At 70.1% G+C, this 15050-nt stretch carries 12 protein-coding genes; 3 read left to right on the plus strand and 9 right to left on the minus strand.

Features of this window, described 5'->3' with window-relative positions; genetic code table 11:
- Window positions 1–12: 12 nt before the first annotated feature.
- The gene (locus L942_RS05300; protein ID WP_106964804.1) at window positions 13–504 is read right to left on the minus strand and encodes a DUF6912 family protein; all 492 of its coding nucleotides are present in this window, start codon (window positions 502–504) and stop codon (window positions 13–15) included.
- A complete protein-coding gene (locus L942_RS05305) occupies window positions 501–1898 on the minus strand; it encodes a WS/DGAT/MGAT family O-acyltransferase (RefSeq protein ID WP_037355579.1) in 1398 nt (465 codons plus the stop codon). The genes L942_RS05300 and L942_RS05305 overlap by 4 nt, the downstream gene beginning before the upstream one ends.
- A 34-nt stretch (window positions 1899–1932) precedes the next feature.
- On the opposite strand from L942_RS05305, the gene L942_RS05310 reads away from it, so the two are divergent.
- Entirely contained in the window at window positions 1933–2697 is a 765-nt protein-coding gene (locus L942_RS05310) for a TrmH family RNA methyltransferase (protein ID WP_037355581.1), read from the plus strand.
- Here L942_RS05310 and L942_RS05315 read toward each other — a convergent pair.
- Window positions 2690–3073, minus strand: a complete 384-nt coding sequence (locus tag L942_RS05315) for an HAD-IA family hydrolase (protein ID WP_037355583.1) — start codon at window positions 3071–3073, stop codon at window positions 2690–2692. The two genes, L942_RS05310 and L942_RS05315, sit on opposite strands and share 8 nt — an antisense overlap.
- Before the next feature lie 170 nt (window positions 3074–3243).
- Here L942_RS05315 and L942_RS05320 point away from each other — a divergent pair, with 170 nt between their 5' ends.
- On the plus strand, window positions 3244–3723 hold the full coding sequence (locus L942_RS05320) for an Rv3235 family protein (protein ID WP_200862697.1): 480 nt from the start codon (window positions 3244–3246) through the stop codon (window positions 3721–3723).
- Window positions 3724–3861: 138 nt separating this feature from the next.
- Here the strand turns inward: L942_RS05320 and secA are convergent, their stop codons facing one another.
- The 6 genes from secA to mtrA all read right to left on the minus strand — a co-directional run bounded on the left by secA (window position 3862) and on the right by mtrA (window position 14026).
- Entirely contained in the window at window positions 3862–6780 is a 2919-nt protein-coding gene (gene secA / locus L942_RS05325) for a preprotein translocase subunit SecA (protein ID WP_037355587.1), read from the minus strand.
- Window positions 6781–7042: 262 nt separating this feature from the next.
- A complete protein-coding gene (hpf, locus tag L942_RS05330) occupies window positions 7043–7726 on the minus strand; it encodes a ribosome hibernation-promoting factor, HPF/YfiA family (RefSeq protein WP_037355589.1) in 684 nt (227 codons plus the stop codon).
- Window positions 7727–9099: 1373 nt separating this feature from the next.
- Window positions 9100–9744, minus strand: coding sequence for a ComF family protein (locus L942_RS05340; protein ID WP_037355593.1), 645 nt, complete (start codon window positions 9742–9744; stop codon window positions 9100–9102).
- A gap of 109 nt (window positions 9745–9853) precedes the next feature.
- A complete protein-coding gene (locus tag L942_RS05345) occupies window positions 9854–11614 on the minus strand; it encodes an LpqB family beta-propeller domain-containing protein (RefSeq protein WP_037355595.1) in 1761 nt (586 codons plus the stop codon).
- A complete protein-coding gene (gene mtrB, locus L942_RS05350) occupies window positions 11611–13341 on the minus strand; it encodes an MtrAB system histidine kinase MtrB (RefSeq protein ID WP_037355596.1) in 1731 nt (576 codons plus the stop codon). The genes L942_RS05345 and mtrB overlap by 4 nt, the downstream gene beginning before the upstream one ends.
- Window positions 13342–13348: 7 nt before the next feature.
- Entirely contained in the window at window positions 13349–14026 is a 678-nt protein-coding gene (mtrA, locus tag L942_RS05355; RefSeq protein WP_037355684.1) for an MtrAB system response regulator MtrA, read from the minus strand.
- A gap of 173 nt (window positions 14027–14199) precedes the next feature.
- Between mtrA and L942_RS05360 the strand changes: the two genes are divergently transcribed.
- The gene (locus L942_RS05360; RefSeq protein WP_037355598.1) at window positions 14200–14985 is read left to right on the plus strand and encodes an IclR family transcriptional regulator; all 786 of its coding nucleotides are present in this window, start codon (window positions 14200–14202) and stop codon (window positions 14983–14985) included.
- Window positions 14986–15050: the final 65 nt, after the last annotated feature.

The following is a 15050-nucleotide window of genomic DNA, read 5'->3' on the forward strand; positions in this document are numbered from 1 at the left end:
CTTCACGGACGGTCAGAGCAGTTCGAGCAGGAACGGCAGCTCCTGCAGCGCGTACCAGGCCAGCTCGTGGTCTTCGGCGTCGCCGAGGGTGAACTCCGCGTCCTCGTCGCCCAGATCAGCCGCGTCGATCACCGCCGCGGCGGCCGCCACGGCCTCCTCGGCTTCGGCCGCGTCGACGTGGATCGCCGCGATCCGCGACTTCGGCACCGGACCGGCGAGGCGTACGACGGCCGCGTCCAGGTCCGGCCGCAGCGTCGCGTCGTCGACGTCCACGGACACCACCGCCCGCCGCGGTTCGGCCTTCTCCTCGGCGGCGATCAGACGCAGCGAAGCCCGGGCCGCGTCCAGCAGAGCCGCGTACTCCAGCTCCTCGTCGGAACCGCTCGCGTACGCCTCGCGCAAGGCGGGCGTCAACGCGAACCCGGTGCCGCTGCGAGCTCGGAACTCGCCGTTCGCCTCCAGGTCTCGCAGCATCGCGATCGTCGCGGGCAGATAAACCCTCACCAGTGCGCACCCTTCAGCTCTTCCAGCGCTTCTTCGATCATCCCGCCGAGCAGGCCGACGTCGAACGCGGCCTTGCGGTCGCCGTTCAGTCCGAAGTAGACACCGCCGTGGTAGGAGGTGACCCCGATCGCCAGCGCCTGCGTGCGCATCAGCGGCATCACCGGGAACATCTCCACCAGTCTCGCCTCTCCGGCATACATCGGCACCTGCGGGCCGGGCGAATTCGTGATCATCAGGTTGAAAATCCGCCCGGACAGCGATCCGCCCGCCCGCGCGCCGAGCGAATGCAGCGTCGCCGGGGCGAATCCGCTCACCTTCAGCAACCCGCGCGCGGCCACCGATCTTCCCGAATTCAGGTGCTCGGCCATCGCGTGGCCCAGGTGCTGCAGCCGAAGGACCGGGCTCGGCTCGCCGACCGGCAGGTCGATCAGATACGCCGCGACCTGGTTGCCGACCAGCGCGGGCGTGGCGAACTCGGCGGTTTCGGCGTCGGTGACCGCCATCGGCACGAGCGCGCGCACGGTCTCGGTCGGTGTGAGGTTCTCCCCGCGCGACAGCAGCCATTCCCGCAGCGCGCCGGTGATCGCGGCCAGGATCACGTCGTTGACCGTGCCGCCGTGGTCCGCACGGATCTTGCGGAAATCCTCCAGCCGCGTGCGCACGACCGAGAACACCCGGCCGCCGGACACCCGGACATTCAACGGCCCCGGCGGCGCGGGCCGGGTGATGGTCGCCGCGACGCCACCGAGCGTTTCGACGGTCTTGCTCACCGTGGTCACCGCGTCCCCGGCGATCGAGCGCACGTTTTCGATCAGCTCGCCGGGCCGTTGCACGGTCTCGCTCATCGCGTCGAGGACCAGTTGCGTGCGGCTGGGTTCGCTTCGCGGCGCCCACAGGTCCTCGAACGGCTCGGGCGGTTCCGGGGTCTCGTCGAGGATCAGCTGGCCGAGGTCGATCGTGCCGACACCGTCCACAACGGACTGATGCGTTTTCGTCACCATCGCGACCCGGTCGCCGGCCAGCCCCTCGACGAAATACGCCTCCCAGAGCGGGCGTTCCGGCGCGAGCCGCCGCGACATCAGCCGCGCGACCAGATCGAACAGCTGGTCGTCGCTGCCCGGCTGGGGCAGTGCGGAGCGGCGGACGTGGTAGTTGAGGTCGAAGTCGACGTCGTCCACCCAGACCGGGCGCGCGAGGTGCCCCGGCACGGCGAGCACGCGCTGGCGGTAGCGGGGCAGGAACGCCAGCCGCGCGCCGACGAGGTCGAGCACCTGCTCGTAGGTGAAGCCGGACGACGGCCGTTCGAAGATCGCCACGCCCCCGACGTGCATCGGCGTCGTCTGGTCCTCGACGTACAGGAACGAGGCGTCCAGCGCGGACAGGCGGTCGGGCATGAGCCGATCCTTACACAATGCGAGACTGACCGGTGTGGGTGATGAGCTGGCGGGTTCGCCGAAAGACCGCTTCCTGACCGTTTACGGGCGCAAGCCCGTGCTGGAAGCGCTGGGCGATCCGGACCTGCGCGTGGACAAGGTGATCCTCGCCGACACCGCGCGCGGCCCGGCCGCCGCGGAGATCCAGCGTGCCGCGAAGGCCGCCGGGGTGCCGGTGCAGCGCGCGAGTGCGCACCGGGTAAAAGTGCTGGCCGGCAACGGAAAACAGGACCAGGGCGTCCTGGCCGACGTCGTCGCGCCGCGGATGCGCGCCCTCGCCGCGGCCCTCGACGACCGCCGCCCGCCCGCCCGGCTGCTGCTCCTCGACGGCATCACCACCCCGGCGAACGTCGGCATGATCCTGCGCACCGCGACGGCCGCCGGGCTCTCCGGCGTGATCGTGCCGCGCCGCGGAGTCGCCGCACTGGATCCGATGGTGGTGAAATCCTCGGCGGGCGTTGCCTTCCGGGCGCCGGTGCTGCGCTGCGGGTCGGCGCGCGAGGCAGCGGAAATGCTGGTGGAAGCCGGATACAGCCTGTTCGCGCTGGGTGCCTCCGCGTCGACGTCGGTGTTCGACGTGGAGCTCCCGCAGCGCTCGGCGTTCGTGCTGGGCGGCGAAACCGGAGGCGTCGGCGAGGCGGTGGCGGAGCTGGTGACGGAGTGGCTGTCGATCCCGATGCCCGGCGACGTCGAATCGCTGAACGTTTCCGCCGCGGCCGCGGTGCTGTCGTTCGAATTGGTGCGGCGCGGGGTCAGCTGAACAACGCCGCCAGCTCGTCGAGAGTTTCGGCGATGGTGTGGTGATGCACGCCGACCATGCCCGCGGCGACGGCCCCGCGCACATTCCGCTCGGCGTCGTCCACGAACACACACCGGGGCGCGGCGAGCCCGATCCGTTCGGCGGCGACCAGGTAGATCTCGCGGTTCGGCTTGGCCACGCCGACCTCGCCGGAGAAGACGAGCGCGTCGAAGTAGGGTGCCAGCTCGGTTTTCACCTCCGGCGCCGCTCCCGGCGCGTTCGAGACGAGCGCGGTGCGCGTACCGTTCGCCCGGGCGTCGCGAAGGTAGTCGTAAAGCAGCGCGGCGTCCTGGTCGGTAAGCACACCGGCGTAGTCGACTAGCAAACCCTTCAGCACTACGTCAGCCTATCCGCTCGTTCGGCCGGTCCGGGCCCATTAGCGCATCAGGAGAATCCTGTCTGCCCCGTTCTGCCCCTTTTCGCCGGATCAGGCACTCCCCGTCCCATCTCTGGCGGCAGAACGCACTAACCACCAGGTGGACGTCCATGTTTCGGGGAGGGAACTCGATGACGAACCACAGCCTCCGGCCGCTGTCTGCCGTCCTGGAGGTGAAGGGCCGGCGCAGGCACCGGCGCGGGCGGTGGCCGTCGCCGTACGACCTGCCGCCTGCCGGGCATCGGCTGGTGCGGCTCACCGACCCGCCCACGGGGCAGCGGCTCAGCCAACGGCTCAACGCCATCCTCGAGGTCCTCGCCGGGCGGCGCGCGGCGGGGCAGATTCGGCCGCTCGTGGACGAGGCGTTGTTCTCCCGGCTCAGCAGCCAGGGGCTGATGCCGGGCATCCGCCATCACGTCGCCGGGGAGCTGCGCGTGTGCCGTCCGGCCGAGACCGCGCTGGAGACCAGCACGATCATCCATTCCGGTCCCCGCGTGCTCGCCCTGGCGGCCCGGTTCGAGCGCACGCGGACGGGGTGGGTGTGCACTCGGTTTCACGTGCTCGCGCCGCGGTCCGAGACGGCGCAGGTCGGTCGCCCCTCCGTAGCCTGAACCCGCGCAGGACACCCGTCCTAACTTTTTGGACACCGGGCCTGCCACTAATCCACTGTGGACCCGCGGAAACAGAAGAACGGCAGCACGAGCGTTCTCGTGCTGCCGTTCTCAGTCGTGCCGTCCACAGTGGACAGCTCAGCGACGCGGTCCCTTCTTGCCCTTCTTCGCCTGCGCCCGTTCCGCGGCCCGCCGCTCGCGACGGGTGCCGCCCGTGGCTCCGGCGTCCGAGTCGTTCGCACTGTCCGAATGGGACTCGACGCCGCCACCCTCGGACGGGCCGGACATGGTCAGTCCGGATTGGACACCGCCGCCGAGTCCCTTGCCGCGCAAGGCGGACGGGACCGAATCGGAGTCGGTGGCCGGGGGCTGCGGCGGGGCCGGGCGGGCGTGCTTGCCCTCGTCCTCGCTCTTGGCGCCGAAGGCTCCGGCCGCCGCGGCGGTCGCGGACGTGACGCCGCCCGGGAGCGCCGACGGTTCCGGCTGCTGCACGGTTTCCGGCTCGGCGCGCTCGACTTGCAGGTTGAACAGGAAGCCGACGGCCTCCTCCTTCAGCGAGTCGAGCATCGCGCGGAACATGTCGAAGCCCTCGCGCTGGTACTCGATCAGCGGGTCGCGCTGCGCGAGCGCCCGCATGCCGATGCCCTCCTTGAGATAGTCCATCTCGTAGAGGTGCTCGCGCCACTTGCGGTCGAGCACGGTCAGCATGACCTGGCGCTCGAGCCGGCGCATCGCGCCTTCCTCGCCGACCAGTTCGTCGATCTCGGCCTCGCGCTTGGCGTACGCCGCGAGCGCGTCGTCGACCAGCGCCTGGCTGAGCGATTCCGCGTCGAGGTCGCCGTCCTCGATCAGGTCGTCCCAGTCGAGGCTCACCGGGTACAGCGTCTTCAGCGCGGTCCACAGCTGCTCGTGGTCCCAGTCCTCGGCGTAGCCCTGGGACGTCGCGCCCGAGACGTACGCCTTCACCACGTCGACGATCATGTGCTCGATCTGCTCGCGCAGGTCCTCGCCCTCGAGCACGCGGTGGCGCTCGGCGTAGATCACCTTGCGCTGCTCGTTCATGACCTCGTCGTACTTGAGGACGTTCTTGCGGGTCTCCATGTTGAGCTGCTCGACCTGGGTCTGCGCGCTCTTGATCGCCTTGGAGACCATCTTGTGCTCGATCGGCACGTCGTCCGGCAGCCGCATGGTGGTCATGATGCGTTCGACCAGCGCCGCGTTGAACCGGCGCATCAGGTCGTCGCCCAGCGACAGGTAGAACCGCGATTCGCCGGGGTCGCCCTGCCGGCCGGAACGACCGCGCAGCTGGTTGTCGATGCGCCGCGACTCGTGCCGCTCGGTGCCGAGCACGTAAAGCCCGCCGGCCTCGCGGACCTCGTCGGCTTCGGCCCGCGCCTCTTCCTTGATCTCCTCGAGCACCTTCGGCCACGCGGCCTCGTACTCCTCGGAGTTCTCGACCGGGTCGAGGCCGCGCTCGCGCAGCACCTCGTCGGCGATGATGTCCGGGTTGCCGCCGAGCACGATGTCGGTACCGCGGCCCGCCATGTTCGTGGCGACGGTGACCGCGCCCTTCCGGCCGGCGCGCGCGACGATCAGCGCTTCCTTGTCGTGGTACTTCGCGTTCAGCACCTCGTGCGGCACGCCCAGCTTGAGCAGCAGCTTCGACAGGTGCTCGGACTTCTCCACGCTCGTGGTGCCGACCAGCACCGGCTGACCCTTTTCGTGCCGCTCGGCGATGTCCTCGGCGACGGCCTCGAACTTGGCCTGCTCGTTCTTGTAGATCAGGTCGGCGCGGTCCGCGCGGATCATCGGCCGGTTCGTCGGGATCGGCACCACGCCGAGCTTGTAGGTCTGGTGGAACTCGGCCGCCTCGGTCTCGGCGGTACCGGTCATGCCGGACAGCTTCTTGTAGAGCCGGAAGTAGTTCTGCAGCGTGATCGTGGCGAGCGTCTGGTTCTCCGCCTTGATCTCGACGCCTTCCTTGGCCTCGATCGCCTGGTGCATGCCCTCGTTGTAACGGCGGCCGACGAGGATGCGCCCGGTGAACTCGTCGACGATCATGACCTCGCCGTCGCGGACGATGTAGTCCTTGTCCTTGTGGTAGAGCTCCTTGACCTTCAAGGCGTTGTTCAAGTAGCCGACCAGCGGGGTGTTCGCCGCCTCGTAGAGGTTCTCGATGCCGAGCTGGTCCTCGACGAACCGGACGCCCTTCTCGGTGACCGCGACGGTGCGCTTGCGGACGTCGACCTCGTAGTGGTACTTCGAGTTGATCAGGTTGGCCTTCTCGACTCGCTCGCGCGTGCCCATCGTGGTGGTGTCGATGCCCTGCATCAGCGGCGCGAGCCGGGCGAACTCGACGTACCACCGCGACGACTGGTCCGCCGGGCCGGAGATGATCAGCGGGGTGCGCGCCTCGTCGATGAGGATCGAGTCGACCTCGTCGACGATCGCGAAGTTGTGCCCGCGCTGCACGCATTCGTCGAGCGACCAGGTCATGTTGTCGCGCAGGTAGTCGAAGCCGAACTCGTTGTTCGTGCCGTAGGTGACGTCGGCGTTGTACTGCTTGCGGCGCTCCTGCGGGTCCTGCTCGGCGACGATGACGCCGACCTCGAGCCCGAGGAAGCGGTGGATGCGGCCCATCCACTCCGCGTCGCGCTTGGCGAGGTAGTCGTTGGTGGTGACGACGTGCACGCCGTCCCCGGGGATGGCGTTCAGGTAGGCCGCGAGGACACAGGTCAGGGTCTTGCCCTCGCCGGTCTTCATCTCGGCGACCTGGCCGAGGTGCAGCGCGGCGCCGCCCATCAGCTGGACGTCGTACGGCCGCTGGCCGAGCACCCGGTGCGCGGCTTCCCTGGCGACGGCGAACGCCTCCGGCAGGAGCTCGTCCAGGGACTCGCCCTTGCCGTACCGCTCGCGGAACTCGTCGGTCTTGGCCCGCAGTTCGGCGTCCGACAGGTCCTTCACGTCGTCTTCGAGGGTGTTGATGTGATCGGCGATGTTGCGCAGCCGCTTCACCATCTTGCCCTCGCCCGCGCGGAGCAGGCGGTTCAGCACCATCCGGTCGACCTCACTAGCTGATCATGATCGCGCCCAGGCCGTTCCCGGGCAGTAAATCGCCGCGGCCGGCGCCCGTGTGCGCCGCCGCCGTCTCCCCCATCGTAGGGAACGCGGACTGGTCCGCGCACGCACGTCGTCGCAGAAGGTCACGGGAGGTTTCCACAGGTCCCGACGAAGGTCGTGCCGAGGGTCGCGCTCCGGGCACGCGGACGGCCCGCACGCGTTCGCGTGCGGGCCGCCGGTGAGGGTGGTTCGGGCCGGATCAGCCCAGCCGGATCACGCCGTAGTCGAAGCCCTTTCGCCGGTAGACGACGCTCGGCCGGCCGGCCTCGGAGTCGTTGAACAGGTAGAAGTCGTGGCCGACCAGCTCCATCTCGTAGAGAGCCTGGTCCACCGTCATGGGGTCCGCGGCGTGCTGCTTCTCGCGGACGACGCGGCCTGGCTGATGGCCGAGGTCCTCGTCTTCCCATCGCCCCTGCCGGGGAATGTCGCCCGCACTCGTCGCCGCGAAACCGTTCGCCATGGATTCGGTCGCGTCGGGTGCGTCCAGGACGGCCGTGCCCATGGCGGGCCCGGCGACCGCGTCGGATCCGCCGGCCATCGACGTCGCCTCGGCGACCGATTCCGGACGGCTGCGCCCGTAGTGCACGCGCCTGCGGTCGTGTGTCCGCCGAAGCCGGTTTTCCAGCTTGGTGACGGCGGAGTCGAGCGCTGCGTAGAAGTCCGCCGCGCACGCTTCGGCGCGAACGGCCGGACCGCGGCCCTTCCCGGTGATCTCGACGCGCTGGCAGCTCTTGGCCTGCCTGCGGTTGGGCTCGTGGAAGAGCTCCACGTCGTAACGGATGACCTTCTTGTCGTAGCGCTCAAGGCGGGCCAGCTTTTCGCTGACGAGCGCCCGGTAATGCTCGGGCACCTCCACGTTGCGGCCCTTAACGACGATGTCCATACACGACCTCCCTCGCTGAGGAAACTGCGAGCTGTTGTGTTCTCACGGCACCGGTACCGCAGCGGCTGCTGCTCGGGTTCGGCGGGCTGAAAAGAATTCGGCGACCGGATCACGACGTCTCGTGGCGGAAGCGCGAACGCGGACTCAGCGGGCCGCCGGCACCAGGGACATGGGCTGCACACCTCCCTGCCTGCGGGTTTTGCTGATAGCGGAGCACGTTAGCTTCATCACGCCGTCCGCAACAGCCCCCGAGCCGGGGGATGTCACGATCCGGGAACTCGTCACGGCGCGCAGTGAATCATGCGTGCGCTGCCCGGAACCGCCGCCCGGACGGCCGAGCGCGCGCGCCCAAGTTTCACGCGTACGGCTCAACCCGGCGACACCTCGGACGCCGAGGGTGACCGCCCCGTCCGGCACAGCCGCCACCTCGGTGGACTGCCCCGCCCCGGGGGTGATTCCGGCCTCGACCCTCATGCCCGGACAACGGGCGGGCCCGGGGTGAGGTTCCCTCTTGACGTCACTCGTGTAGGTGACGCCTGGCAGTAGTGGACATTCGAACGCGAGTTGCCTCCCTGGGGAGAAAGCGGCGGATGTTTTGGGGCGGACGGTTTTTGGAATCGTTCCGTTTTGCGCCGGGAGCGAAACGGAGGATCGGTTTCCGCACAACCGGATTTCGGTTTCGGGACCACCTGGCTCGGTGCTCTCGCGGATCCGCGGAGCGGACTGGACTAGGGCGCGTTCAGGTTTCAGACGACGCCCGGCGGACGCGGCGCGCGACGGATCCGCGGAGCGCACCAGGCCAAGGCAGCCTTTGGACGACCACCACCGGACTCAGCGCTCGCCGGAGCCGCAAAGCACCGCGGACCAAGACACGACCGGGTTGAGGACGACACCGCCTAACTCAGCGCACGCCGGGTTCACCGAGTGGACTGGACCAGAGCGCGCTCAGCTTTCCGACGACACCACCGGACTCGACACAGCCCCGATCCGCGAAGCGCACCAGACAAGGCGCCTCCAGTTCTCGACGACAGCACCGGGCTAGGCACGCCCCGGCCACCCGGAGCACGCCGGACCGGCTTTGCGACGAGACCCCCGGACTCGGCATGTCCCGGAAACCCGAAACGCACCGGACCAGGTCTCCGACCACACCGCCAGACCCGCCGCACCCCGCAACCGCGAAGCACGCCAGACCAAGGCACCTCTCCTTCCCCGACGACAACCAACGAACTCAGCACGCCCCAGACACCCGGAGCACACCGGACCAGGCCTCCGACCACACCGCCGGACCCGGCGCACACCGGAACCGGAGCGGGCCAAGACGAGGGCTGGAGCGGGTTCGGGTTTCCGACCTAGGACTCACCGCCTTCCAAACCTCACACTGTCGCCAGCAGGGCGAGCACCGCCACCACCGGAACCCCCGCGTTTTTCAACGTCGTGACGCATGCGGCGGACGTGGCTCCTGTGGTGATCACGTCGTCCACCACCACGACTCGCGTACCCGGCGGCGGCCGGCCGGCCGCGGCGAAGCGCAGGCGTCCTTCCAGGTTGGCCGCGCGTTCCGCCCGGTTCAGGCCGACCGCGTCCCGTCCGCCCTTCAGTACCAGGGCGGGTGCGACATACGCTCCCGTCAACCGGGCGGCTTCCCGAGCGATCCGCTCGACGTGCGGGCCGCCCCGCACTCGCGAAGCCGTCCGTCGGCTCGGGACCGGGACGAGACACCACGGACTGGCGCGAGGGCCTCCGGACGGCAACGCCATCAGTCCAGCCGCCAGCACCCGGCCCAAAAACGGAGCCACGTCCCGGCGGCGGCGTTCCTTGTACGCGATCAAGGTCCGCTTGCCGACGCCCGCGTAGCGGGCCAGCGCGTAGGCCGGGGCCAACGCGGCCAACGGCGCGCGGAATACCGCGGTGGGGGACCCCCACGTCGTGGAGCAACCGGCGCACACGGGCGCGCCGCGGGTGTCACAGCCGGCGCAGAACGTCGGCAGGAGCAGGTTCACCAACAGTCTCAGCAACATGACTCCGAGTGTGCACCCGACCACCGACAGTTTCGGGCCGCGCGAACGCCGGAGCCGGCGAATCCCCCAGAAAGAACTCACCCGGGAAAGAACTCGCCCGGGAAACAACTCACCCGGGATAGAACGGATCCGCGTTCTGCATCGAGTGCGCCTGCGGCCGCCACACCTCGCCGAGTTCGGTCGCCGTCCACAGTCCGCCGGCGTCGGCGACCACGATCGGCTGGCTCGGCGCCGCCGCGACCGCGCGCACCGGCGCGGTGAGGTTCGAGCTGTTGTAAGCGTCCATCCGCCGTCCGTCGACCGACAGCCGCTGGACCGGCTGCGAGGGCGAAGACGTCGCGGCGACCAGGGTGTCCGGCGTCGAGCCCCAGTCCACGTCCAGCACGTCTGTCAGCACGCCGGGCTGCAGCACCCGTGGCTCGCGCAAGGTGACCGTGTCGCCGTTGCGCACCACCGACGCCACGACCAGCTGGCCGTTCACCGTCGCGGCCACGCGCGCGCCGTCCCGGGAGAGCCGCAGCACGCCGATCGGACCCAGCGCCAGCAGGTCGTTCGCGTTGACGCTCTGCCGCAGCCAATGGCCGTTCGGGTCGAGAACCATCCGCGCGATGATCGAGTGGTCGACAACCGTCCACACCTCGTTCGACGGACCGGCCCCGGCCTGCGCCGGACGCCAGGTCGGACGGCTCAGCGAACCGCCGCCGAGGTCGACCGTCGGGAGGTCGCGGCCGAGGTCGCCGATGCGCAGCCGCACCCGGTCGCCGTCCTGCTCGACCACCGCGAGGCGTTTGTCGTCGATCGACTGGGCCGCGCTGACCACCGCGTACGCGCCATTGCCCGCCGCGCCCGCGATCGGCGCGCCGTCGCTGAGTGAGCGGACGCGGCCGCCGACCGTCATCAGGCCCGGGCCCGGCGACGAGGAAGCGTTGTAGGAGGGCACGTCGCTGCTGCGCCAGTATTCGTGTCCGGGCACGAGCGGCGCGCCGTCGGCGAGCAGCCGGATCCGGGTGGACGTGACGGTCTGCATCGACAGCACGATCTGCGCGGCGATCAGCGACCGCGTGTCCAGTCCGACGCCGGTGAGCCCGCTCAGCTGCACCGTCAGCGAGCCGTCGTCGTTGTTCTTCACGTTGTTTTCGAGCGACACCCCGTCGCCGAACAAGTTCTTCACCGCGCCGGTCAGCCCGGCGGACGGCCCCTGCAGGATCAGGTCCATCACCCGGCCCGGCATGCCCGACTGCGGTTTCGCCGGGACATAACGCAGGTCCGGCACGAACGAGCCGGAGTCGGCCGAGTAGAAGCTCACCGAGACCGGGTTGTAGTTGCCGTCGAACTCGTCGTCGGTCACCAGCAGCACCGGCGGGGGCGGGCTGGAGATCCGCCATTGCCCATCGGCCTGCTTGCGCACCTGGAAGGTCTGCTCGGCCGGACCGCTGCCGGGGATGAACGCGGAATCCGCGCTCAGCGTGCCGAGCACCGAACCGCGCACGGTGACCGTGCGGACGTTCGGATCCGGGGTCGCCGACGACGGAGTGGGCGTCGTGGTGGCGCCGCTGGCGGCTGTGGGGTCGTAGACCGTGCTGAAGGTCTTGTCGATGATCGTGAACGAGCGGTTCGGCCGCCACGCGCCGCGCTGTCTTTCGTCCAGGAACGCCCGCGACGCCGCGTTGCCCGACCGCGGATCGGCGTTGGCTTTGATGAACAGCCGCACGATGTCGAGCGGATCGGCGTTGGCCGGCGGTTCCGGAGCGTCGTTGGCCTGCGGGGGCGCTTTTTCGACCGACACCACGACCGGCAGCGATTCCTGCGGAACGTTCGCGCAGCTCACGAGCACCAGTGCGCAGGCGAGCAGGACGAGCACTCGCCTCACTGACCGACCTCCTCCCGGTCCGAGGCCGGATCGGCCAGGATCGCCTCCGGCGCGGGCTGCAGTTCGGCGACCGACGACGGCTGCAGCGTGATCTCCGAAACGGCGTCCGGCGGCGGCAGCACCAGCGGGCTCTCCGCGATCGGCACGCCTTGCCGGCGCGGCACCACGAGCCGGAAGCAGGCACCGTGTCCCGGCTCGCCCCACGCGTCGAGGACGCCGCCGTGCAGCCGCGCGTCCTCCTGGCTGATCGCCAGGCCGAGGCCGGTGCCGCCGGTGCGCCGGTTGCGCGACGGGTCGGCGCGCCAGAACCGGTTGAACACCAGCTCGGCCTCCCCCGCGCGCAGGCCGACGCCGTAGTCCCGGACGGTGACCGCGACCGCGGACTCGTTCACCGCGACCGTCAGCACCACCGGTTTGCCCTCGCTGTGGTCGACCGCGTTTGCCAGCAGATTGCGCAGGATCCGCTCGATCCGGCGCGCGTCCACCTCGGCGGAGGCGTCCTCGTCCGGCAGCACCAGTTCGACCGCGCTGCCCGCGGTCCCGGCGAGCACGCGCACCTGCTCGACCGCGCGCGTCGCGATCGGCCGCACGTCGATGTACTCGGCGGACAGTTCCTCGACCCCCGCGTCGAGCCGGCTGATCTCCAGCAGGTCGCCGAGCAGCGCCTCGAACCGGTCCAGCTCGTCGACCAGCAGCTCGGTGGAGCGGGCGAGACCGGGTGGGAACTGCTCGCGGGACGCGTGCAGCACGTCGGCGGCCATCCGGACGGTGGTGAGCGGGGTGCGCAGCTCGTGCGACACGTCGGAGGTGAAGCGGCGCTGCAGCCCGCCGAATTCCTCGAGCTGCCGGATCTGGTTCTGGATGCTGGCCGCCATGCTGTTGTAGGACACCGCGAGTTTGGCGAGGTCGTCCTCGCCCACGACGGCGAGCCGCTGGTCGAGGTCGCCGCCGGCGAACTGCTCGGCCGCCGCGACGGCCTGCCGGACCGGCCGCACCACCTGCCGGACCACCAGGTTCGTGATGCCGGCGAGCAGCAGCAGGAGCACGATTCCGGCCACGAACAGCGTGTTCTGCACCGTCGACACGGTGGTCTGCTCGCTGGTGAGCGGGAACAGCAAATACAGCTGCAGCGGAGTGGCCGCGGTCGCCAGCGAGGTGCCGACGATCAGGTAGGTCGTCCGCACGCCGTTCTCGTCGACGGTGTGCTCGACCCGCGCGAGATGATCGGCCTCCACGAACTGGCGCAGCCGCTCCGGCACCGAGTTGAACGGACCGACGAACACCGGGTCCGCGTCCGACTGGCCGCGCCCGACGCTGGCGAGCACCGGCTCGAAGGTGCCCGCGGTGGACCCCGCGCGCGACGACGACGTGGTCGAGATCTTCTTGAGCGCGTTCTGCAGCCGCGTGTGCAGCGCGTCCGGGGACTCGCCGCCGATCCCGACCAGTTCGCGCGCGGCGGTGTCGGCCAGCGCCTGGGTCTGCTCGACCGCGGCGCGGCGCTTGGTGTCCAGCAGCCGTTCGGTGATCTGGTTCTGCAGCACCATGCCCAGCACGAACACCACGGCCGAGGACAGCGCGAGCGTCGAGATCGTGACGCGGAACTGCAGGGAGTGCTTCCACAGCTCGTTGAACGCCACCGCGCGGCGGCGGGCGAAAACCGCGACCCGTCCGGCGAGCCGAGTCGCGGCGCGGGCGGCGGCGCGAAGCCGCCCCGCGAAACCGGTCATCGCACGATCACGGCGGGCCGGCCTTGTACCCGACTCCGCGCACCGTCAGCACCACCTCGGGGTGCTCCGGGTCCTTCTCCACCTTCGAGCGCAGGCGCTGGACGTGCACGTTCACCAGCCGCGTGTCGGCCGCGTGCCGGTAGCCCCACACCTGTTCGAGCAGCACCTCGCGGGTGAACACCTGGCGCGGCTTGCGGGCCAGCGCCACGAGCAGGTCGAACTCGAGCGGCGTCAGCGGGATCGCCTTGCCGTCGCGGGTCACCTCGTGTCCGGGCACGTCGATCGCCAGGTCGCCGATGGTCAGCGATTCGGCGGGCTCGGCCTCGGTGCGGCGCATCCGGGCGCGCACGCGGGCGACGAGTTCCTTCGGCTTGAACGGCTTGACCACGTAGTCGTCGGCGCCGGACTCGAGCCCGAGCACGATGTCCACGGTGTCGCTCTTGGCGGTGAGCATGACGATCGGCACGCCGGACTCGGCGCGGATCGCCTTGCACACGTCGATGCCGTTCATGCCGGGCAGCATGAGGTCGAGCAGGACCAGGTCCGGTTTCAGCTCCCGCAGCGCGGGCAGCGCCCGCGAACCGTCCGCGACCACCGCGGTGTCGAACCCTTCGCCGCGGAGCACGATGGTGAGCATCTCCGCGAGCGCCGGGTCGTCGTCGACCACCAAGACACGTGCCTTCATGACCACATGTTCGCACTACCTCCCGCACCCGTGCGCACGACCCGCGCGTTTGACCACCGGAAAGATCAAGATCACCGCCCCGGTTGGGCCATCCGGACGCCGCGGGCGCCCGGCCGCGGCCGGATTCGCCCGCTCAGCCGAACAGATCGCAGCCGAGCGGTTACTGTTGCGCTATGCGGAACCAGGACTCGGGAAACGCAACGGGGAGCGCGGTGCAGTCCGTCGACCGGGCGATCACGGTCCTGGAACTGCTGGCCCGCAACGGCGAAACGGGCATTACCGAGATCGCCGGCGAGCTGGGCGTGCACAAGTCCACCGCGTCGCGGCTGCTGAGCGTGCTGGAGGCGCACGGGCTGGTCGAGCAGCTGGGCGAACGCGGCAAGTACGCGATCGGCTTCGGCGTGGTCCGGCTGGCCGGGGCCGCGACCGGCCGGATGGACCTGGCGAAGCTCGGCAGGCAGACCTGCCAGGCGCTCGCCGAGGAGCTGGGCGAGACGGTCAACATCGCGATCGCCGACGACGGCGTCGCGATCAACATCAGCCAGGCCCGCGGGTCGGCCGCGATCACCACGCAGAACTGGACCGGGCAGCGCACGCCGCTGCACGCCACCTCCAGCGGCAAGGTGCTGCTGGCCGCGATGGACGAGGCCGAGCGCAAGCGGATGCTCGCGCACGAGCTGGAGCAGTACACGCCGCGCACCACGATCGACCGGGAAGAGCTGGCGGCCGAGCTGGAGCGGGTCGCCGAGGACGGTTACGCGGCTTCCTTCGAGGAGCTGGAACTGGGCATGCACGCGGTCGCGGTGCCGGTGCGCGGCCCCGGCGGCGAGGTCGTCGCGGCGATGAGCGCGTCCGGTCCGTCCTACCGGCTGTCCAAACAGCGGATCCGCCAGATCGTCGCGCCGATGGCCGAGGCGGCCCGGGAGCTTTCCGCTCAGCTCGGCTACTTCTCCGCGTGAACTCCCCGGCCGCGGCGCTCTCTTGACAGCGCGCCCGCGATCCCGCAATTTGTGAGTTGCAGCAG

Origin of the sequence: Amycolatopsis orientalis DSM 43388, assembly GCF_000411975.1 — a bacterium.
Classification (GTDB): domain Bacteria; phylum Actinomycetota; class Actinomycetes; order Mycobacteriales; family Pseudonocardiaceae; genus Amycolatopsis; species Amycolatopsis orientalis_D.